At 76.4% G+C, this 18,631-nt stretch carries 16 protein-coding genes; 8 read left to right on the forward strand and 8 right to left on the reverse strand.

The genetic code is table 11. The features are described from left to right. Positions 1-114 precede the first annotated feature (114 nt). Positions 115-684, reverse strand: coding sequence for a hypothetical protein (locus ACI78S_RS04520; RefSeq protein WP_456971023.1), 570 nt, complete (start codon positions 682-684; stop codon positions 115-117). Positions 685-859: 175 nt separating this feature from the next. Further along, complete coding sequence (locus ACI78S_RS04525) at positions 860-2,782, reverse strand: winged helix-turn-helix domain-containing protein (protein ID WP_456971024.1); 1,923 nt, start codon at positions 2,780-2,782, stop codon at positions 860-862. Positions 2,783-3,208: 426 nt separating this feature from the next. Here ACI78S_RS04525 and ACI78S_RS04530 point away from each other — a divergent pair, with 426 nt between their 5' ends. The 3 genes from ACI78S_RS04530 to ACI78S_RS04540 all read left to right on the forward strand — a co-directional run bounded on the left by ACI78S_RS04530 (position 3,209) and on the right by ACI78S_RS04540 (position 7,161). Beyond that, entirely contained in the window at positions 3,209-3,433 is a 225-nt protein-coding gene (locus ACI78S_RS04530) for a DUF7455 domain-containing protein (RefSeq protein ID WP_456971025.1), read from the forward strand. A gap of 144 nt (positions 3,434-3,577) precedes the next feature. Then, positions 3,578-5,953, forward strand: coding sequence for a VanW family protein (locus tag ACI78S_RS04535; protein WP_456971027.1), 2,376 nt, complete (start codon positions 3,578-3,580; stop codon positions 5,951-5,953). A gap of 83 nt (positions 5,954-6,036) precedes the next feature. Beyond that, the gene (locus tag ACI78S_RS04540) at positions 6,037-7,161 is read left to right on the forward strand and encodes a YihY/virulence factor BrkB family protein (RefSeq protein ID WP_456971028.1); all 1,125 of its coding nucleotides are present in this window, start codon (positions 6,037-6,039) and stop codon (positions 7,159-7,161) included. On the opposite strand, the gene ACI78S_RS04545 is transcribed toward ACI78S_RS04540, so the two are convergent. Next, positions 7,158-7,385, reverse strand: a complete 228-nt coding sequence (locus ACI78S_RS04545) for a DUF3039 domain-containing protein (RefSeq protein ID WP_456971029.1) — start codon at positions 7,383-7,385, stop codon at positions 7,158-7,160. The two genes, ACI78S_RS04540 and ACI78S_RS04545, sit on opposite strands and share 4 nt — an antisense overlap. Positions 7,386-7,435: 50 nt before the next feature. Here ACI78S_RS04545 and ACI78S_RS04550 point away from each other — a divergent pair, with 50 nt between their 5' ends. Both ACI78S_RS04550 and ACI78S_RS04555 read left to right on the forward strand, forming a co-directional pair. Further along, positions 7,436-8,377 (forward strand): pseudouridine-5'-phosphate glycosidase, encoded by a 942-nt coding sequence (locus tag ACI78S_RS04550; RefSeq protein ID WP_456971030.1) that lies wholly within the window; start codon positions 7,436-7,438, stop codon positions 8,375-8,377. A 3-nt stretch (positions 8,378-8,380) separates the two neighbouring features. Next, on the forward strand, positions 8,381-9,256 hold the full coding sequence (locus tag ACI78S_RS04555; RefSeq protein WP_456971031.1) for a carbohydrate kinase family protein: 876 nt from the start codon (positions 8,381-8,383) through the stop codon (positions 9,254-9,256). Here ACI78S_RS04555 and ACI78S_RS04560 read toward each other — a convergent pair. Together ACI78S_RS04560 and ACI78S_RS04565 are read right to left on the reverse strand one after the other, a co-directional pair. Continuing rightward, positions 9,253-9,606, reverse strand: a complete 354-nt coding sequence (locus ACI78S_RS04560; RefSeq protein WP_456971032.1) for a DUF3099 domain-containing protein — start codon at positions 9,604-9,606, stop codon at positions 9,253-9,255. The genes ACI78S_RS04555 and ACI78S_RS04560 overlap by 4 nt on opposite strands. A 113-nt stretch (positions 9,607-9,719) precedes the next feature. Further along, entirely contained in the window at positions 9,720-10,307 is a 588-nt protein-coding gene (locus ACI78S_RS04565) for an HhH-GPD-type base excision DNA repair protein (protein ID WP_456971033.1), read from the reverse strand. Positions 10,308-10,418: 111 nt separating this feature from the next. Between ACI78S_RS04565 and dtd the strand changes: the two genes are divergently transcribed. Both dtd and sigB read left to right on the forward strand, forming a co-directional pair. Further along, positions 10,419-10,850, forward strand: coding sequence for a D-aminoacyl-tRNA deacylase (dtd, locus tag ACI78S_RS04570; protein WP_456971034.1), 432 nt, complete (start codon positions 10,419-10,421; stop codon positions 10,848-10,850). Positions 10,851-11,116: 266 nt separating this feature from the next. Beyond that, entirely contained in the window at positions 11,117-12,100 is a 984-nt protein-coding gene (gene sigB / locus ACI78S_RS04575) for an RNA polymerase sigma factor SigB (RefSeq protein WP_456971036.1), read from the forward strand. Between the two features lie 10 nt (positions 12,101-12,110). On the opposite strand, the gene ACI78S_RS04580 is transcribed toward sigB, so the two are convergent. Beyond that, positions 12,111-13,775, reverse strand: coding sequence for a LuxR C-terminal-related transcriptional regulator (locus ACI78S_RS04580; protein ID WP_456971037.1), 1,665 nt, complete (start codon positions 13,773-13,775; stop codon positions 12,111-12,113). Between the two features lie 135 nt (positions 13,776-13,910). On the opposite strand from ACI78S_RS04580, the gene ACI78S_RS04585 reads away from it, so the two are divergent. After that, on the forward strand, positions 13,911-14,705 hold the full coding sequence (locus ACI78S_RS04585) for a methyltransferase domain-containing protein (RefSeq protein WP_456971038.1): 795 nt from the start codon (positions 13,911-13,913) through the stop codon (positions 14,703-14,705). A gap of 4 nt (positions 14,706-14,709) precedes the next feature. Here ACI78S_RS04585 and ACI78S_RS04590 read toward each other — a convergent pair whose 3' ends face one another. After that, positions 14,710-17,436 carry a bifunctional acetate--CoA ligase family protein/GNAT family N-acetyltransferase gene (locus ACI78S_RS04590; protein WP_456971039.1) on the reverse strand — a complete coding sequence of 909 codons (2,727 nt, stop codon included), beginning with the start codon at positions 17,434-17,436 and terminating at the stop codon, positions 14,710-14,712. Beyond that, a complete protein-coding gene (locus tag ACI78S_RS04595; RefSeq protein WP_456971040.1) occupies positions 17,429-18,610 on the reverse strand; it encodes an acetoin utilization protein AcuC in 1,182 nt (393 codons plus the stop codon). Before ACI78S_RS04595 ends, ACI78S_RS04590 begins: the two co-directional genes overlap by 8 nt. Between the last annotated feature and the right edge of the window lie 21 nt (positions 18,611-18,631).

The raw sequence follows: 18,631 nt of genomic DNA on the forward strand, positions 1-18,631 counted from the left end.
CCCCCCCCCCCCCCCCCCCCCCCCCCCCCCCCCCGCCCGCGGGCGGCCCCCCCCCCCCCCCCCCCCCCCCCCCCCCCCCCCCCCCCCCCCCCCCCCCCCCGCGTGCGGCGTCCGTCAGCAGCCGGGAGGCGGGTCGACGGGCACGGGTGCCGGGCTGGCGCCCTCCGGCACGAAGTAGGTGATGTAGAACACCACCGGCTCCGGGCGGTCGTTGGCGAAGGCGTGCGCCTCCGCCCGGTGGACGAACGCCGTCCCCGGCCCGAAGGTCTCCTCGGTGCAGCCGTGGCCGCCCCCGTGCACGGGCTGGACCAGGCGGAGCGTCCCGCTCTGGACGACGACCATCGACGGCCCCGGGTGCTCGTGCCACGGGAGGGAGCTCTGCGGCGCCAGGGTGGCCCGGACCACGGCCACGTCGGTGGGCTGCTCGCCCCGCAGGTCGACCCCCGCCTCCTCGACGGCGAACTCGCCCGCGGCCCCGCGGGCCAGCAGCTCCGAGGTCAGGGCCGGGGGCGTGGCCGGGGGCAGCGGCGCCGGCGGGGCCGGCGCGGCGGAACTCGTGGCGGGCTCCTCCGCCGAGCGGGTGTCGGGCTCGACGTCGGCGGTGCCGCACGCCACCACGGGCGCGAGCAGGGCGCCGACCCCGAGCGCCAGGACCTTGGACCTGGTCACGTCTGTCCGGGGCATCTCCGCCTCCCTGACGGTGGGGCCTGACGGTGAGCGCCGCCCGTCCCACGGGCGGGCGCCGCCGACGCTAGGGCGCCCTCGTGCGGCGAGGATGACCGCCGGATGAGACTTCGATGAGAGCCGACGGCCCCGTCCGGGGCGCCATCCCGGGCCGGCGAGGCGAGGGGCTCCCCCGTCAGCTCAGGTGGTCGCGCCAGTCGGCGCGCAGCCGGTAGCCGGCCCCCCGGACGGTCTCCACGACGTCGGCCTCGGCGCCGAGCTTGGCCCGCAGCGTCCGCACCACCGCGTCCACCACGTTGCTGCCGCCGGTGAAGTCGGTGTCCCAGACCTCGCGGAGCAGCTCCGCCCGCGTGACGGGCCGGCCGGCGCGACCGGAGAGGTGGCGGAACAGCCGGAACTCCAGCGGCGTCAGGGTCCGCGGCCCGCCCTGGACGATCAGCTCCCGGGTGTCCTCGTCGAGCTGCTGCCCCCGGTCCAGCCCGAGCTGCGTGCCGACGAGCGCGGCCAGCCAGCCGTCCACCGAGTCCGGGCCGAAGTCGAGCGCGACGCTGCCGAAGCGCACCCCCTCGAGCTCCACGTCCCCGTGCGGCACCGGGCGGAAGCCCAGCTCCCGGACCACCGGCCAGTACGTCGGCACGTCGCGGACGACGACGTACATCCGCCGCAGCGCCGGCCGCAGGGCCAGGTAGGTGCGCTTGACGTCGAGCCAGCACGCGGCCTGCGACGCGCACGGCGACTCGCCGTGCTCGGCGTCCAGCCACCGGCGCAGCCCCAGCGCCACCTGCCCCCGGGGCAGCGGGCGGTCGCGCAGGTCGCGCACCCATGCGGCCAGCACCGGGTCGTCCGCGACCGTGCCGGCGCGCAGCCGCCGTCCGTCGAGCAGGGTGAAGAACGCCGCGACCTCGCCGTGCCGGTCGCGGACGACGGAGAAGCTGTCCGGCGCGACCTCCCACCACCGCTCGAGGACGGCCGAGGCGCCGGGCCCGTCGTGCCGGCGCGCGATGCGCCGGACGGCCGCGGCGTCCCCGGGACGGGCCGGCTCGACGGCCATCGCCTGGGTGCCGCTGGGGAAGAACGCCTCCCGGACGACCGGGTTGTCGATGAGGTAGAGCATGTCCGCCGTGTAGCGCCACAGCTCCTGGGGCGGGGCGCCCCGGGCCTGCGCCCGCAGCTCCCGCCAGGCCGCCCGCCGGTGGTCGAGGTACCGCTGCGGCTGGGCGCTGCGCAGCAGGCCCGCGATGGCGGTCCGCACCGCGTCGTGGACGACGAGCCCGTCGCGGCAGGTGTCGACGAACGGCTGGTCGAGCAGCCGCGCGACGGCCGCGTCCCCGTCGGTGCCGGGCAGCATCGCGGCCAGCACCGGTCCGGTGGCGCGCCGGACGACCGACGCCGCCTCGAGGGCCTGCCGGGTCAGCGCGTCGCCCGCGTCGAGGTAGGACCGTGCCAGCTCGTCGACGACGCGGGTCATGGCCGCGTCCTCGAGGGCCAGCTGCGGGTGCTCCGCTACCCCCGCCGCGGCCAGGGTGAGGGCCAGCGGGTGCCCGCGGGCGACCCGGTTCAGCCGGGCCGCGTCCCCGGCGGGCACGCCGAGGTGGTCCAGCAGCCCGAGCGCGTCGGCCTCCTCCAGCGGCCCGAGCGGCAGGCTGCGGAACCCCTCCACCGAGAACCAGCCGGCCAGCGGCGGTGCCCGGCCGGCCAGCAGCAGGGTGACCCCGTCGGGCAGCGCCGGGGCGAGGACCTGGCGCAGCCACGTGTCCATGAGCCCGAAGGCCTCGCAGTGGTCCAGGGCCAGCACGGTGGCCGCCGGCCCCCGCCCCAGGGAGGCGACCAGCCCCGCGACGTCCGGGCAGCCGCCGACGGCGCGCAGCAGGCCCCGCTCGGTGGGCTCCACGGTCCGGCAGTCCAGCTCGACGACGGCGATCCCGCGGTCCCGGGCGGAGCGGAGGAACCGGTGCAGCAGGGCCGACTTGCCGATCCCGGCGATGCCGTGCAGGTAGCCCACCCGTCCGGAGCCGTCGTCGACCAGCTCGTCCAGCACCCGGAGCTCGTCCAGGCGACCGGCGAACACGCGTTCCTGCCGCACGGCGGGCCGGACCACGCGGCCAGTATCGGCGGCGCCGCCCGGCCCCACCAGGGCCGCCGGCCCCTGCCCACGGGCCGGCACCGGCCGCGCACCGGCAGGTGACGAGTTGGTCACGATCTCACCCGTCCGCGCGATGGCGGCGGTGTACGCCGCTCGGCCCCGGGTAAGCCGCGTACCGTGGACCTCGTCAGATCCAGCAGAGGACACACCGCACCGGCCGCCGGCCGGTGATGCACCACCCAGCACGACTGCACCACCAGCACGACCGAGTACGGCACCGCACCAGTGACGTCCCCTGCTACCCCGCCCCTCGAGTCCCTCCGGTTCCCGCCCCCGGCGAGTCCTGGAGCGAAACGACGGGGACGGGAATGGGAGGGGCCATCCTGGCGCTGTGCAGGAGGCCGATCCGCAGCCGCGGGTCCGTGCGGTAGAGAGCGAGTGATGACCCAGATGACCCAGACGCTGACGACGACCCCGCCCACCGACGACCTGGTCGTGCCGTTCCACTGTGACCGTTGTGGCGCCCTGGCGAAGGTGCGCGTCGTGCTCGCCAGCGGGAGTGACCTCGTCTTCTGCGGTCACCACGCCCGCGAGTACGAGAGCAAGTTGCGTGACATCGCGGTCGACATCATCGAGACTGACGGTGAGCAGCGCATCACAACGTGAGAGAGGCGCTATCTTGGCGCCGCAATGAAGCTCTCTCCCGACGATGCCGCCGCGTCCTCCGTCCCGCTCCGTGCGGGCGAGGGGCCGGCGGCTCCGTCGTTTCCGGGGACGCCCGAACGACGGCGACCCGAGGACGACCCCGCCATGCAGCAGCAAGCCTCCGCCGAGCAGGGCGCCGCGCCCGACGAGACCACCCGGCTCTCGGGCGGTCCTCTCGGCAGCCCGCCGCCGACCGGAGCCGCCCCGGCCGCGCACGGCCAGTCGTCCGTGGCCAGCCGCCCCGCCCCGGCCGGTCCGCAGCCGACCGAGCCGGTCCCCGGGTCCGCGGCCGCTCCGACGCCGCCCTACGTCGAGCAGCCCGACGACACGCGCCCGGTCTCCAAGGACTGGATGAGGGGCGCCCCCGAGGCCACCGCGGCCCCGGCCGCTGCCGAGCCGTCCCCCACCGGGGAGCAGGCCCCCGCCGGGGAGCAGGCCCCCGCCGAGGAGCAGGCCCCCGCCGGGGAGCGGGCCCCCGCCGAGGAGCCGACCCCTGCCGCCGCGACCACCCCCGCGGAGGCGCCGGCCGAGCCGGGGACCGACGAGGACCGGTCCACCCAGCAGCTGCCCGGCTACGTCGAGCGCCCGCCCGCGGCGGCCGCCGTCCCGGAGCCGTCCGCCGACGACACCACGGTGCTTCCCACCGAGCCGGGCCCCGGCACGCCGGGTGGGCCGCCGGCCGGGGGCGGTGGCGACGGCAGCGGCGCGGACGGCGCCGGCGGCACGCCCCGCCGGGCGTGGTGGCGGCGCCCCGCGGTCCTCGCCCCGGCCGCCGCGGTCGCGGTCCTCGGCGGCGCCTACGGGGCCGACCTGCTCCTCTCCTCCGGCGACGTCCTGCGCAACACGGTGGTGGCCGGCGTCGACGTCGGCGGGCTCTCCCCCGCCGACGCCGCCCGCACGCTCACCGACGAGCTGGGCACCCGCGTCGCGGCCGACCACACCGTCGTCGCCGACGACTTCTCCACGACCCTCTCCCCCGCCACCGCCGGCATCGCGCTGGACGTCGACGGCACCGTCGACGTCGCCACCGAGCAGCCGCTGAACCCGTGGACCCGGCTCACCTCCTTCTTCACCGAGCGCGAGGTGGAGCCGGTCCTCGAGGTCGACGACACGGCGCTGGCCGGGCAGGTCGAGGCGATCGCCGGCCAGGTCGACGTCGCCCCGGTCGAGGCGTCGATCGCCCTCGACGGCACCACGCCGTCCCTGGTCGAGCCGGTCGACGGCCGGGCCCTGGACCGGGAGGGCGCCGCCGCGGCGATCACCGACGCGCTCGCCTCGGGCGCCGACCCCGCCGAGGAGATCGAGCTGCCGGTCGAGGTCGACAGCCCCGTCGTCGGCACCGCCGAGGCCCAGCGGGTGCTCGACGGGACCGTGACCCCGGCGCTGTCGGCGCCGGTCGAGCTGGTCAGCGACGACGGCGCGACCTCGGTGGAGATCCCGGTGACGGCGATCGCGGCCGCGCTGCGCTTCACGCCCCAGGAGGACGGCACGCTCGCCGTCTCCCTCGACCCGGCCGCGCTCTCGGCGGAGCTGGGCGAGGAGCTCGGCGAGTTCGGCACCCCCGCCCAGGACGCCACCTTCCAGGTGCAGGGCGACACCATCAGCGTCGTCCCGTCGGTCGACGGCACCGGCGTGGCCCCGGCCGCCCTGGCCGAGCAGCTGCTGCCGGTGCTCACCGCGCCCGCGCCGCGCACGCTGACCGCGCAGCTGGGCCCGGTGCCGGCCGACTTCACCACCGAGCAGGCGCAGTCGCTGGGGATCGTGGAGCAGGTCAGCACCTTCACCACGAACTTCACCAGCCAGGCCAGCGGCACGAACATCCGCGTCGTGGCCGCGGAGGTGGACGGCGCGATCGTCCGGCCGGGCGAGACGTTCAGCCTGAACACCTACACCGGCCCGCGCGGCACCGCCCAGGGCTACGTGCCGGCCGGCGTCATCAGCGGCGGCCAGATCACCCAGGCCGTCGGCGGTGGGGTGAGCCAGTTCGCGACGACGATGTTCAACGCCGTCTTCTTCGCCGGGCTCGAGGACGTCTACCACAAGCCGCACAGCTTCTACATCAGCCGCTACCCGGCCGGCCGCGAGGCGACGGTGTACGAGGGCCAGATCGACCTGGTCTGGAAGAACGACACCGACACCGGCATCTACGTGCAGACCGAGTGGACCCCCGGCTCGCTCACGGTCACCTTCTGGGGCACCCGGCACTACGAGATCGAGTCGATCAGCAGCGACCGGCGCAACATCCGCCAGCCCGGCCTGATCGAGAAGCCCGACGACGGCAACTGCTCGCCGCAGTCCGGCTCGACCGGCTTCGACATCACCGTCACCCGGGTGTTCAAGGACCTGAACACCGGCGCGGAGATCCGCCGGGAGGAGTTCAACACCCACTACGCGGCCGAGGACGTCATCCGCTGCGTGCCGGTGCCGCCCGCCGCGCCGGAGGGCACCACTCCCCCGCCGGCCACCACGCCCGGCGGCTGAGCGGTCCCTCCCGCGGGGGAACCGACCGGCCGCGCGGCGGCCGGTCGGGCTCCCCCGCAGGTCGGCGCGTGCACACTGGGGAGGTGAGCGCGGTCCTGCCGAGCGGTTCCCCGGCGCGGGCCGGGGACGAGCCCGACCAGGCACCGCCCCCGGAGCGCGGCGACGTGCCGGCCGAGCAACCGGTCGCCGCCGCGCCGGCGACCCCGGCGGAGGACGCCGGGGCGGGCCCCGCCGACCTCCCGGGCCGCGGTCGCCTCGCCGGCTGGCCGGGCTGGATGCGCACGCCGCTGCAGGTGACCGGGCGGACGGCCGCCAAGGCCTGGCAGGACCGCATCCTGGGGCTGTCGGCCGAGGCCTCGTTCTGGCAGATCCTCTCGGTGCCGCCGCTGCTCATCGGGCTGCTCGGCAGCCTGGGCTACCTCGGCACGTTCATCGGTGCGGGGTCGGTGCAGGAGATCGAGGACCGGCTGCTCACCGCCTCGGCCGAGGTGCTCACCCCCGACGTGGTGGACTCGCTGGTCGAGCCGACCCTCAACGACATCCTGAACTCCGGCCGGCTCGACGTGGTCAGCGTCGGCTTCCTGCTGTCGCTGTGGGCCGGCTCCTCGGCGACCGCCACGTTCATCAACACCGCGGTGATCGCCTACGACCAGCGCGACGTCCGCGGGCCGATCGCCACCCGGCTGATGGCGCTGTGGCTGTTCGTGGTGGGCCTGGTCGTCGCCGTCCTCACGCTGCCGCTGCTGGTGCTCGGCCGCGAGGTGCTGGTGAACCTGCTGCCCGGCGGCTGGCGGCCCGTGGCGACCGTGCTGATCAACGCGGTCTACTGGCCGCTGGTGGTGGTCGGCCTGGTGCTGGTGCTCACCAGCTTCTACCACGTCATGCTGCCGCGCCGGCTGCCGTGGCGGCGGCACCTGCCGGGCGCGCTGCTGGCGATGGGGTTCTCCGTGCTCGCCGCCGTCGTCCTGCGCACCTACGTGGCCGACATCCTGGTCGCGGCGCTCCCCTACGGCGCGCTGGCCACCCCCATCGCGGCGCTGCTGTTCTGCTTCTTCTTCGCCATGGGCATCCTGCTCGGCGCCGAGCTCAACGCCACCATCCAGCAGCGCTGGCCGGCGCCCCTGCGCCGCCACGAGCGACGCCGCCGCGCGCGACGGGCGGCGAAGCTCGCGACGGAGGCGAGGAAGCTGGGGTTCGGCGGCGACTAGGGCCGCAGGGACTCGTAGATCTCCTTGCAGGCGGGGCAGACCGGGCTGCCGGGCTTCGGGGCCTTGGTCACCGGGAACACCTCGCCGCAGAGCGCCTCGACCATCGTCCCCATGACCGCGCTCTCCGCGATCTTGTTCTTGCGGACGTAGTGGAACAGCTCCGGCGGCTGGTCGGTGTCCTGGTCGCGGACGTCGGGCTTCTCGAGGATGTCGGTGCTGCTCATGGCGCCTCCCTGCGGCACGGGGCTCGGTCGTCGACCTCCATGATGGCAGCGTGCACCCGACCTCCCCGATCCCCGGCACCGATCGGTCGCCCCAGGTGGCCCTCTCCCCCGAGGTGGCCGAGGCGCTCGGCGCCGGCCGCCCCGTCGTCGCCCTCGAGAGCACCCTGCTCGCGCACGGCCTGCCCCGCCCCGAAAACCGCAGGGCCGCCGACGACGTCGAGGCCGCCGTCCGCCGCGGGGGGGCCGTGCCGGCCACGATCGCCGTCCTCGACGGCGTGCCGCACGTGGGCCTCTCGCCCGAGGAGGTGGACCGGGTGTGCGGTGACCCGGGACTGGCCAAGCTGGGCATCCGGGACCTGCCGGTGGCCGCGGCGCGGGGCTGGTCCGGGGCGACGACGGTCTCCAGCACCGCGCTGCTGGCCGCCCGGGCCGGCATCGAGGTCTTCGCCACCGGCGGGCTGGGCGGCGTGCACCGGCAGTCGGCGGAGACCTTCGACGAGTCCGCGGACCTCGGCGCGCTGGCCCGCACCTCGATCGTCGTGGTCTGCGCCGGCGTGAAGTCCATCCTCGACGTCCCGGCGACCCTGGAGCGGCTGGAGTCGCTGTCGGTGACCGTGGTCGGCTACCGGACGACGGCGTTCCCCGGCTTCTACGTCGCCGACTCCGGCTCGCCGCTGGACTGGTCGGTGGAGGACCCCGAGCAGGCCGCCGCCGTCTTCGCCGCCCGCCGGGGGCTGGCGGACGGCGCGGTGGTCGTGGCCAACCCGCTGCCCGACGACGAGCAGCTCGACCCGGCGCTGCACGACCGGGTGATCGCCGACGCCCTGGCCGCGGCCGAGGCCGCCGGGGTGCGCGGCAAGGCGGTGACCCCGTTCGTGCTCGACCACCTGCACCGGGCCAGCGCCGGCGCGACGCTGGAGGTCAACGTGCGGCTGGTGCTGCGCAACGCCGAGCTGGCCGGGCGGATCGCCGCGGCGCTGCGGGCCGGCTGAGCCGTGCGCCCGGTGCTGGTCGTCGGCGACCTCGCCACCGACGTCGTCGCCGTCCTCGACGGGGACCCGGCACCCGGGTCGGACCGGCCGGCGGCGATCCGCACCCGCGGCGGCGGAGCCGGGGCCAACGTCGCGGTCCACCTCGCGCGGCTCGGTGTGCCGGTGGTGTTCGCCGGCTGCGTCGGCGACGACCCGGCCGGGACGGCGCTCGCCGCCGAGCTCGGCGCCGCGGGCGTGGCGCCGGTGCTGCGCGTCGTGCCCGGCCTGCCGACCGGCACGATCGTCAGCCTGGTCGAGCCCGACGGGCAGCGCAGCATGCTCGCCGACCGCGGCGCCAACCTGGCGCTGCGCCCGGAGGACGTCCCGCCGCTGCCCGCCGGCGGCCACCTGCACCTGTCCGGGTACACGCTGCTCGACGACCGCCCGCGGACCGCGGGGCTGGCGGCGCTGGCCGCGGCCGTCGAGGCCGGGGCCACGGTCTCGGTGGATCCCGCGTCCACCGGCCCGCTGCGCCGCTACGGGGTGGACCGGTGGCTGGCCGACACCGCCGGCGCGACGGTGGTGCTGCCCAACGCCGAGGAGGCGCTGCTGCTCACCGGCTGCGCCGACGTGACCGCCGCGGCGCGGGCGCTGGCCGGCCGGCACCGCTGCGCGGCGGTGAGCCTGGGCGCCGAGGGCGCGCTCTGGGCCTCGGGCGCGCGGGTCGTGCACCGCCCGGCGCACCCCGCGACGGTGGTGGACACGACCGGGGCCGGCGACGCGTTCGCCGCGGGCCTGCTGTCGGTCTGGCTGGCCGACCCCGACGGCGACCCGGCGACCGCGCTGGACGCGGGCCTGGCGCTGGCCGCGCGGGTGGTCGCGCGGCCGGGTGCCCGCTAGTGGTCGATGACCCGCGAGCCCTCGATGGCCTTGAGGTCCGGTGTCTCGAGCGTCCGCTCGGGCCGGTAGCGGTTCACGTGCTGCTTGCTCTTGGGCGGGCCGTCGTTGGCCATGACGACGGCGATCCACGGCAGGACGGTGCCCAGGATCGCCAGCAGCAGCACCAGCCAGAGGAGCTGGGTGGCGGTGTAGACGACGGCCGCGGCCACGATGCTCAGCGCGCGGACGCCCATGGTGAGGACGTAACGCTTCTTGCGGGCGGCGTACTCGTCGAACTGGCTCGGTCGGGCGTCGGTGATCAGGACCGGCTCGGCCCGGTTCGACCGTGCGGACTCTCGGCTCGAGGCCACGGCAGCCATCCCTCCGCCGGCCGGTCGCGTGAGGGCTCCACGCCGACGGGTCCGGCTCGCAGGGCCCATCGTGCCACCGCGAGCGGGTCCGTGCAGGTGCCTCCCCGCGTCGGTCAGGCGCCCGACCGGGCGGCCTTCGCGGCCTGCTTCTGCGCCTGCTTGAAGGCGCGGACCTCGGCCAGCGACTCGGGCCCGGCGATGTCGGCGACCGACCGCCGCGAGCCCTCCTCGCCGTAGGCGCCGGCGGCCTCCCGCCAGCCGGGCGGGGTGACGCCGTACTGCTTGCCGAGCAGCGCGACGAAGATCTTCGACTTCTGTGCGCCGAAGCCCGGTAGCTCCCCGACCCGCTCCAGGAGGGTGGCGCCGTCCGGGGCGTCGGCCCACAGGTTCTCCGCCCGGCCGTCGTAGCGCTCGACCAGCAGCCGGCAGACCTCCTGGGTGCGCGCGGCCATCGAGCCCGGGTAGCGGTGGACCGCGGGCGGCCCCTGGAACAGCTTCGCCAGCCTCTCCGGGTCCTCGGCGGCCAGCGCCGCGGCGTCGAGCGTGTCGACGCCGAGCCGGTCGGCCAGCAGGCGCGGCCCGGCGAAGGCGCGCTCCATCGGGAACTGCTGGTCGAACAGCATGCCGAGGAGCAGCGCGAGCGGGTCGCGGCCGAGCAGCTCGTCGGCGGCGGCGTCCTGGGTCAGGGTGAGGGTCGGCACGGGCAGGATTCTGCCGCGCCGGAGCGGAGCGCCGGGGCGGGTGGTGCGCAGGCGGGAGGCCCCGACCGGCCGGTCCGCGTGCCCCCGCCGGCGCCGGGGGAGGATGCGGTGGTGCGCGCCGTGGTCACCCGGGTCCTCTCCGCCGCCGTGACGGTGGACGGCGAGGTCGTCGGCGAGATCGGGCGCGGGCTGCTCGCGCTGGTCGGCGCCGGCCGCGACGACGACGCCGACCGCGCCCGGTCGCTCGCCCGCAAGGTCCACGAGCTGCGGGTGTTCCCCACCGACGACGGCGCCCGCTCGGCGGCCGACCTGGGCCTGCCCGTGCTCGTGGTGAGCCAGTTCACGCTCCACGCCGACACCCGCAAGGGCCGCCGTCCCTCCTGGGACGGCGCCGCGCCCGCCGAGGTGGCCGGGCCGCTGGTCGACGAGGTGGTCGCGGAGCTGCGCCGCCGCGGCGCGCCGGTGGCCACGGGCGTGTTCCGCGCCGCGATGCAGGTCAGCTCGGTGAACGACGGGCCGATGACCCTGCTGCTCGAGACGTAGGGAAGAAACCCCCGACATCGGACGTTGAGGGCGGAATCACACGGGTATCACCCCCGTGACGGAACCCACGCCTGTGGTTTCCCTGTGATTCACGCCCCCGTGGAACACCGGGGGCGGTGGCCGCCGTTGGACTCGGCGTACCACACCGGAAGCGAGAGCCAGGTACCGGGCCCGGCGATCCCAGGTCCGGGGACCACGACGAGCGGATGATCCTGCGACGGCGCGGGGACATGCATCCGACCAGAAGGCAAGGACGAAGACCCACCGTGACCCTGTTGCAGTCTTCCCCCAACGACACCCTCGAGGTGCGCCCGCCGCGCCGGGAGTCCGACACCACCGGCCTGGTGTCGACCGACCTGGTGCGCGTGTACCTCAACACCATCGGCAAGACCGCGCTGCTGACCGCCGAGCAGGAGGTGGAGCTGGCCAAGCGCATCGAGGCCGGGCTCTACGCCGAGCGGCTGCTGGCCGAGAAGAAGCTGACGCCTGCCCTGCAGCGCGACTACCGGGCCCTCGCCATGGACGGGAAGGCCGCGAAGGCGCACCTGCTCGAGGCGAACCTGCGCCTGGTCGTCTCGGTGGCCAAGCGCTACACCGGCCACGGCATGACGTTCCTGGACCTGATCCAGGAGGGCAACGTCGGTCTGATCCGCGCGGTCGAGAAGTTCGACTACACCAAGGGCTTCAAGTTCTCCACCTACGCCACGTGGTGGATCCGCCAGGCCATCACCCGGGCCATGGCCGACTCCGGCCGCACCATCCGGCTGCCCGTCCACCTGGCCGAGCAGGTCAACAAGGTGGTGCGCACCCGTCGCCGGATGCACCAGGAGCTGGAGCGCGAGCCCACCGCCGAGGAGCTGGGCCTCGAGCTGGACATGCCCGAGGAGCGGATCACCGAGCTGCTCGAGTACAGCCGCGACCTGGTCAGCCTCGACCAGACGGTCGGTGCCGACGAGGAGTCCCGCCTCGGTGACTTCATCGAGGACGCCGACGCCGCGGTGGCCGAGGACGCCGTCGCCTTCCAGATGATGAAGGGCGACGTCCGCAAGGTGCTCGACACCCTGGAGGAGCGGGAGCGCGACGTCGTCGTCCTCCGGTTCGGCCTCGAGGGCAACCAGCCCCGGACGCTGGAGCAGATCGGCAAGCAGTTCGGCCTCTCCCGCGAGCGGGTGCGGCAGATCGAGCGCGAGACGATGGCCAAGCTGCGCGACCCGCAGCGCGCCGACGCCCTGCGCGACTACCTCGCCTGAGCGGGGCCCCTCAGGGGGCCGCTGACGAGCCGGGCCCCGGAAGGGGCCCGGCTCGTCGCGTCTGCAGGGCCGCCTGCGTGCGGCTGGTGACGCCGAGCTTGGCGAACACGCTGCCGACGTGGTGCTCGACGGTCCGCTTGCTGAGGAACAGCCAGCCGGCGATCTCGCCGTTGGACAGCCCCGCGGCGAGCAGCTCGAGGACCTCCCGCTCGCGCCGGGTCAGCGGCCCCGGGATGCGCGGCGGCGGCCCGGTGCGCACGCCCAGCCGGCGCAGCAGGCCGGCGACCCGGTCCGCGTCGGGGCCGGCACCGAGGTCGCGGAAGACCTGCCAGGCCGCGGACCACTCGGCCGCGGCCACCTCGGGCGAGGTCCGGGCCAGCGCCGTGCCGAGCGCGACCCGGCAGCGTGCCGCATCCCACGGCAGGCCGGCCCGGGTGAACCGGCGCAGGGCCGCCTCCAGGTGCGCGACCGCACCGTCGGCCCCCTCGCCCGCCAGCACCAGGCCGCAGGCCAGGTCGGCGCGGGCCTGCACGTGCGCCAGCCCGGTGCGCGCCGCGAGCGACCGCAGCCGGGCGACGAGGGCCCCGGCCTCGGCCGAGCGGCCCGCCGCGGCGTGCAGCTCGGCCAGCAGGCCGAGCTCTTCCCACCCGAGCACCTCCGCCGGGAGGTCGTCGAGCGCCCGGCGGAGCACGGTCGCGGCGAGCTCGGCCCGCTCCAGCGCGAGGTGCAGCCGGGCGAGCGGGACGGCGGCGCGGCGGTCACCCTCGGCGCCGTCCAGCAGCGCCGCTGCCTCCTCCGGGCGGCCCTGCCGGACCCGCAGGTCGGCCAGCCGCGCCGCGGCCCCTGCCCGCAGCGCCCGCAAGCCCGTGTCGTAGAGCCGCAGCGAGGCGGTGAGGTCGGCCTCGGCCTCCGCCCACCTGCCGGCCGCGGTGAGGACGCCGCCGCGGTGCATCCGGCAGATCGCCGGGATCCACAGGTCGTGCGAGGCGCGGCCGGCGGTGTCGGCGACGGCGGCCCACTCCTGCGCCCGGCGCACGTCGAGCACCGCCTCGCAGCAGACCAGCATCTTGCAGTAGATCTCGCCGACCACGAGGTGGTCGCGCACCTCCCCGCTCGCGGCGGCCACGACGGCCTCGTCGAGCCGGCGCATGCCGTCGGCGATCCGGCCGTCCAGCACCAGGGCCGCCCCCGCGTAGGCGAGCGCGCAGAACGCCAGGTCGGCGTCGGCGCACCGGCGGGCGAGCGCGATGGCGGCGCGCGCGTGGCCGGCGACGGCCGCCGGCTCCTCGGTGGCCATGGCCTCGGCCAGCTCGACCCAGCCCCGCTCGGGGCAGTCGCCGGCCTCGGCGGCGAGGCTGCGCGCGCGGGCGAGCCAGCCACCCGCGGCGGTCCCGTTGCCGTGGACCGCGGCGTGCAGGAACGCCAGCTCCCGACCGGCGATCAGGGCGGGCCGGCGGACCTCCCCGCGGGCGCGGTACCCGGCGAAGGCCCGTTCGTAGGACCGGACGGCGGAGGCGAAGTCGCCGGCCCACTCCTCGGCGCGGGCCAGGCCGTACCAGGCGTCCGGCGAGTCCCGCTGCCGCAGGGCACCGGCGAACACGCCGCGGGCCGCCGCCCAGTCGCCGCGCTCGAGGGCCGCCTCGCCGTCGGACAGGAGCACCGGCTCCGCCGCCATGCGCCGAGCATGCCACCGGCGCCGCCGCGGGGAGCCCGCTCGGCGCGCGGGTGCGCGGATGGGTGCGCGCACCGATGTGCCCGGCGGCGGGCGTCGCCATCCTCGGCCGGCGGGGGCGGAGTCGAGGAGGGTGCGATGTCCACGGAGACGTTCCAGGTGCCGGCCGAGGCCGCCGAGCTGTACGAGGCGCGGTTCGTCCCGGCGATCTTCGCGGAGTGGGCGCCGCTGCTGGCCGACGTGGCCGGCGTCCGGCCCGGTCAGGCAGTGCTGGACGTGGCCTGCGGCACGGGCGTCGTCGCGCGGGAGGTGGCCGCACGGCTCGGACCGGACGGCCGGGTCGTGGGCGTCGACCTCAACCCCGCGATGCTCGCCGTCGCCCGCCGGGTCCGGCCGGACCTGGAGTGGCGGCAGGGCGACGCCGGCGACCTGCCGTTCGCCGACGGCGCCTTCGACGTCGTCCTGTGCCAGATGGCGCTCATGTTCTTCCCCGACCGGGTGGGGGCGCTGCGGGAGATGGCCAGGGTGGCGCGGCCCGGGGGCACGGTCGCGGTGTGCGTGCCGGCCGCGCTGCGCGACCAGCCGGCGTACGGTCCGTTCGTCGAGCTGGCGGTGGACGTCGCCGGCCCGGCGGCGCGGTCGCTCCTGGGCAGCTACTGGTCGTGCGGGGACGCCGGCGAGCTGGTGCGCGCGTTCACGGCCGCGGGCCTGCCCGGCGCGACCGTCACGACCCGGCTGGGCACGGCGGCGTTCGGCTCGCCCGAGGAGCTGGCGGCCGTCGAGATCGACGGGTCGCCGCTGGGCGCGCGGATCAGCGCCGACGTGCGCGCGGGCATCCTGCGGCGCAGCCGGGCGGTGCTGGCGCCGTTCACCGAACCGTCGGGCGGGGTCGCCGCACCGCTGCGCTGCCACCTGGTGGCCGCGCCGCGCTGATCCCTCACACCGGGTTGCGCAGGCGGCGCGGGCCCTGGTCGACGCGGCCGGACGGCGGACCGACCCGGATCCCGCCGCCGGCCACCACCAGGGAGCGGCCGCCGTGCCAGGGGTTGGCCGGCCCGACGATCACGGGCTCCAGGGTGAGCGCGAGCACCTCGGGCAGGTCGTCGGCCAGCCGCGCCACCCGCAGCAGCAGGTCCTCGAGGGCGGCGGTGTCGACCGGCTCGGAGCCGCGGTAGCCGTCCAGCAGCGGGAAGGCGCGCGGCTCGCGCACGAGCTCGGCGGCGTCGAGGTCGGTCAGCGGCAGCGTGCGGTAGGCGCGGTCGCCGAGCAGGTCGGTGGCCACTCCCCCGAGCCCGAAGCTGACCAGGGCGCCGAACGAGGGGTCGTCGACGATCCCGACCACCGTCGCCACGCCGGGCGCGGCCATCTCCTGGACGATCACCGGGTCGCCGGCCGGGATGGCGGCGTGCGCGGCGCGGACGTCGTCGGCGTCCTTGAGGTCGAGGCGGATGCCGCCGAGGTCGGTGCGGTCGCGCAGCCACGGCGCGGTGGACTTGAGGACGACGGGGTAGCCGATCTCCTCCGCGGCGGCGACCGCCTCCTCCGCGGTGGCCGCCCGCCGGCTGCGCAGCAGCGGGATGCCGTAGGCGCCGAGGACGGCCAGCGCCTCGTCGTCGGTGAGGTCGCGGCCGGCCGGGCCCTCGGCCAGCACGCCGCGCACGACCGCGCGGGCCGCCGCCTCGTCGAGGTCGGCCAGGTCGGGGATCTGGCCGACCGGCCGCTGCCGCCAGCGGGCGTACTCGGTCACCTTGGCCAGGGCGATCACCGCCCGCTCGGGGGTGGAGAACGACGGCACCGACCCGCGGGCGGGCATGCCCTCCTCGTCGACGACGGCGAGCTCGGCCGGGATGCCCTCGCTAGAGAGGAACGTCGCCACGACCGGCTTCGCCGACCCGCTGGAGACCTCGCGCAGCGCGGCGCCGACCGCCTCGGCGCCCCGGATCTGCGGCGGGAGGTAGACGGCGACCACCGAGTCGACGCCGTCGTCGTCGACGGCCGCCTGCAGCGCCGCCCGGAAGACCGCCGGCCCGGCGCTGGTGCCGGTGTCGACCGGGTAGCCGTCGGCCAGCTGGAGGCCCTCCTCGAGGACGGCGTCGGCGACCAGCACCCCGAGCGCGGTGGAGTTGCCGACGACGGCCACCCGGCGGCCCCCGGGCAGCGGCTGGTGCGCCAGCAGCGTGCCGACGTCGAACAGCTGGGCGACGGTCTCGACGCGGATGACGCCGGCCGAGGCGAACAGCGCGGCCACCGACTGCTCGGGCACCTGCACCGACGTGCCGGCCAGGCCCGGGGCCATGCCCACGTGCCGGCCGCTCTTGACCGCGACCACGGGCTTGGTGCGGCCCACCCGACGGGCCAGGCGGGCGAACTTGCGCGGGTTGCCGAAGCTCTCCAGGTGCAGCAGCACGACCTCGGTGCTGGGGTCGGTGGCCCAGTACTGCAGCAGGTCGTTGCCGCTGACGTCGGCGCGGTTGCCCGCCGAGACGAAGGTGGACAGCCCGATGCCGCGGCTGCGGGCCCGCTCGAGCAGGGCCACGCCGAGCGCGCCGGACTGGGCGAAGAACCCGACCCGGCCGCGGCCGGGCACCATCGGCGCGAGGCTGGCGTTCAGCCGGACCGCGGGGTCGGTGTTGACCACGCCGAGGCAGTTCGGCCCGACCACCCGCATGCCCGAGGCCCGCGCGGCGGTGACGAGGTTGCGCTGGGCGATCCGCCCGTCGTCGCCCGACTCCCCGAAGCCGCCGGACACCACCACCAGGCCGCGGACCCGCTTGCGCCGGCAGCCCTCGACGACGCCGGCGACCTGCTCGGCGGGGACCGCGATGACGGCCAGGTCGACGTCGTCGGGGATCGCCTCGACGTCGGCGTAGGCCGGCACCCCGCGCACGTGCCGGACCCCCGGGTTGACCGGGTAGACGGGCCCGTCGAAGCCGTGCCCGAGCAGGTTGCGCAGCAGGACGTTGCCCAGCTTGCCCTCGTCGTTGCTGGCCCCGACCACGGCGACCGAGGACGGGGTGAGCAGCCGGCCGATCGACCGCGACTCGCTGCGCTGCTCGCGCTCGTAGGCCACGGCCAGCGCCGTCTCGGTCTGCGCGATCGGGAACGTCAGGTGGACCACGCCGTCCTCGTACTCGCGGCGGGGCTCGTAGCCGGCGTCGAGGAAGACCCGCACCATCCGGCTGTTCTGGGCCAGCACCTCGGCGACGAACTTGGTGACGCCGCGCTCGCGGGCGGCGGCGGCGAGGTGCTCGAGCAGCACCGAGCCGAGCCCGCGGCCCTGGTGGGCGTCCTCGATCAGGAAGGCCACCTCGGCCTCGTCGGTGCCGGGCAGCCGGTCGTAGCGGCCCACCCCGATGAGGTCGCCGCCGAGCAGCAGCACCAGGGCCACCCGGTCGACGTGGTCGACGTGGGTGAAGCGGTGCAGGTCGCGGTCGGAGAGCTTCTTCATGGGGCCGAAGAAGCGGTAGTAGCGGGTCTGGTCGGAGCTGCGCTCCATCAGCCCGACCAGGCCGCCGGCGTCCTCGGGGCAGATCGGACGCAGGTGGACGGTGCCGCCGTCGGCGGCAATGACGTCGGCCTCCCAGTGGGCCGGCGGCGGCGCGGGCGGCGCCGCGTCGGCGGCGGGCGGGGTGGCGGCGGGCGGGGTGGCGGTCTGCTCAGTCACGGGGGTCGTCCGGGTCGAGGCCGAAGTAGGGGAAGGCGGCGCGGCGGGCTCGCAGGATCGCCCGGTCCACGCGGGTCTCGCTGAAGGCGTCCCAGTGCGAGAAGCCGGTCCAGCCGCCCTCGGTCATGTGCGTCGGCGGGCGGGCGCGCAGCCCCCGGCCGGCGACGTCCTCGCGCCAGGACTCGGGGATCTCGGTGGCCGGGTCGAGCGGCACGCCGCCGGCGACCGCCAGCAGGTGGGTCCAGGCGCGGGGGACGCAGCGGACCAGGCCGTAGCCCCCGCCGCCGAGCGCCACCCAGCGACCGTCGCACAGCTGGTGCGCCAGGTCGTGCATCAGCCGGTAGCTGGCCCGCTGGCCGTCGACGGTGAGCGCGAGGTCGGCCAGCGGGTCCTCGTGGTGGGCGTCGCACCCGCACTGGCTGACGAGGACCTGCGGCTGGAAGGACCGCAGCACGCTGGGGACGACGGCGCTGAACGCGCGCAGCCAGCCCGAGTCGTCGGTGCCGTTGGGCAGGGCGAGGTTGACCGCGCTGCCGAGCGCCCGCTGGGGGTCGCCGGTCTCCTCGGGGAACCCGGTGCCGGGGAACAGGGTGAGCGGGGTCTGGTGGACGCTCACGGTGAGCACCCGCGGGTCGTCGTAGAACGCCGCCTGCACGCCGTCGCCGTGGTGGACGTCGACGTCGACGTAGGCGATCCGCTCGTAGCCCTGCCGCAGCAGCCAGGCGATGGCGATCGCGGCGTCGTTGAAGACGCAGAAGCCGGAGGCGCGGTCGCGCATCGCGTGGTGCAGCCCGCCGGAGATGTTCACCGCGTGCTCGGCGCGGCCCTCGTGCACCAGCCGGGCGGCGAGCACGCTGCCGCCGGCGATCAGCGCCGCGGCGTCGTACATGCCGTCGAAGATCGGGTTGTCGGGGGTGCCCAGGCCGTGGCCGACGTCGGGGTCGGCCGGTGCCCGCTTCACCGCCTCCAGGTAGGCCGGGTCGTGGACGAGCGTGAGCAGCTCGACGTCGGCGGGCGTGGGCTGCACGACGTCGATCCGGTCGGCGGACAGGACGCCGAGGGAGTCGGCCAGCCGCATCGTCAGGTCCAGGCGCACCGGGTGCAGCGGGTGCTCGCCGCCCATCGTGTAGCCGAGCAGGGCGTCGTCCCAGACCACCGTCACCGCGTCGCTCATGGGGCCTCCTCGCCGGACGCG

This window comes from Geodermatophilus sp. SYSU D00815, assembly GCF_054050035.1.

Coding starts and splice junctions, on each gene's coding strand:
- ACI78S_RS04520 (WP_456971023.1), bottom strand. CDS start 684: ATGCCCCGGACAGACGTGACCAGGTCCAAGGTCCTGGCGCTCGGGGTC.
- ACI78S_RS04530 (WP_456971025.1), top strand. CDS start 3,209: ATGACCCAGATGACCCAGACGCTGACGACGACCCCGCCCACCGACGAC.
- ACI78S_RS04535 (WP_456971027.1), top strand. CDS start 3,578: ATGCAGCAGCAAGCCTCCGCCGAGCAGGGCGCCGCGCCCGACGAGACC.
- ACI78S_RS04545 (WP_456971029.1), bottom strand. CDS start 7,385: ATGAGCAGCACCGACATCCTCGAGAAGCCCGACGTCCGCGACCAGGAC.
- ACI78S_RS04580 (WP_456971037.1), bottom strand. CDS start 13,775: ATGGCGGCGGAGCCGGTGCTCCTGTCCGACGGCGAGGCGGCCCTCGAG.
- ACI78S_RS04585 (WP_456971038.1), top strand. CDS start 13,911: ATGTCCACGGAGACGTTCCAGGTGCCGGCCGAGGCCGCCGAGCTGTAC.
- ACI78S_RS04595 (WP_456971040.1), bottom strand. CDS start 18,610: ATGAGCGACGCGGTGACGGTGGTCTGGGACGACGCCCTGCTCGGCTAC.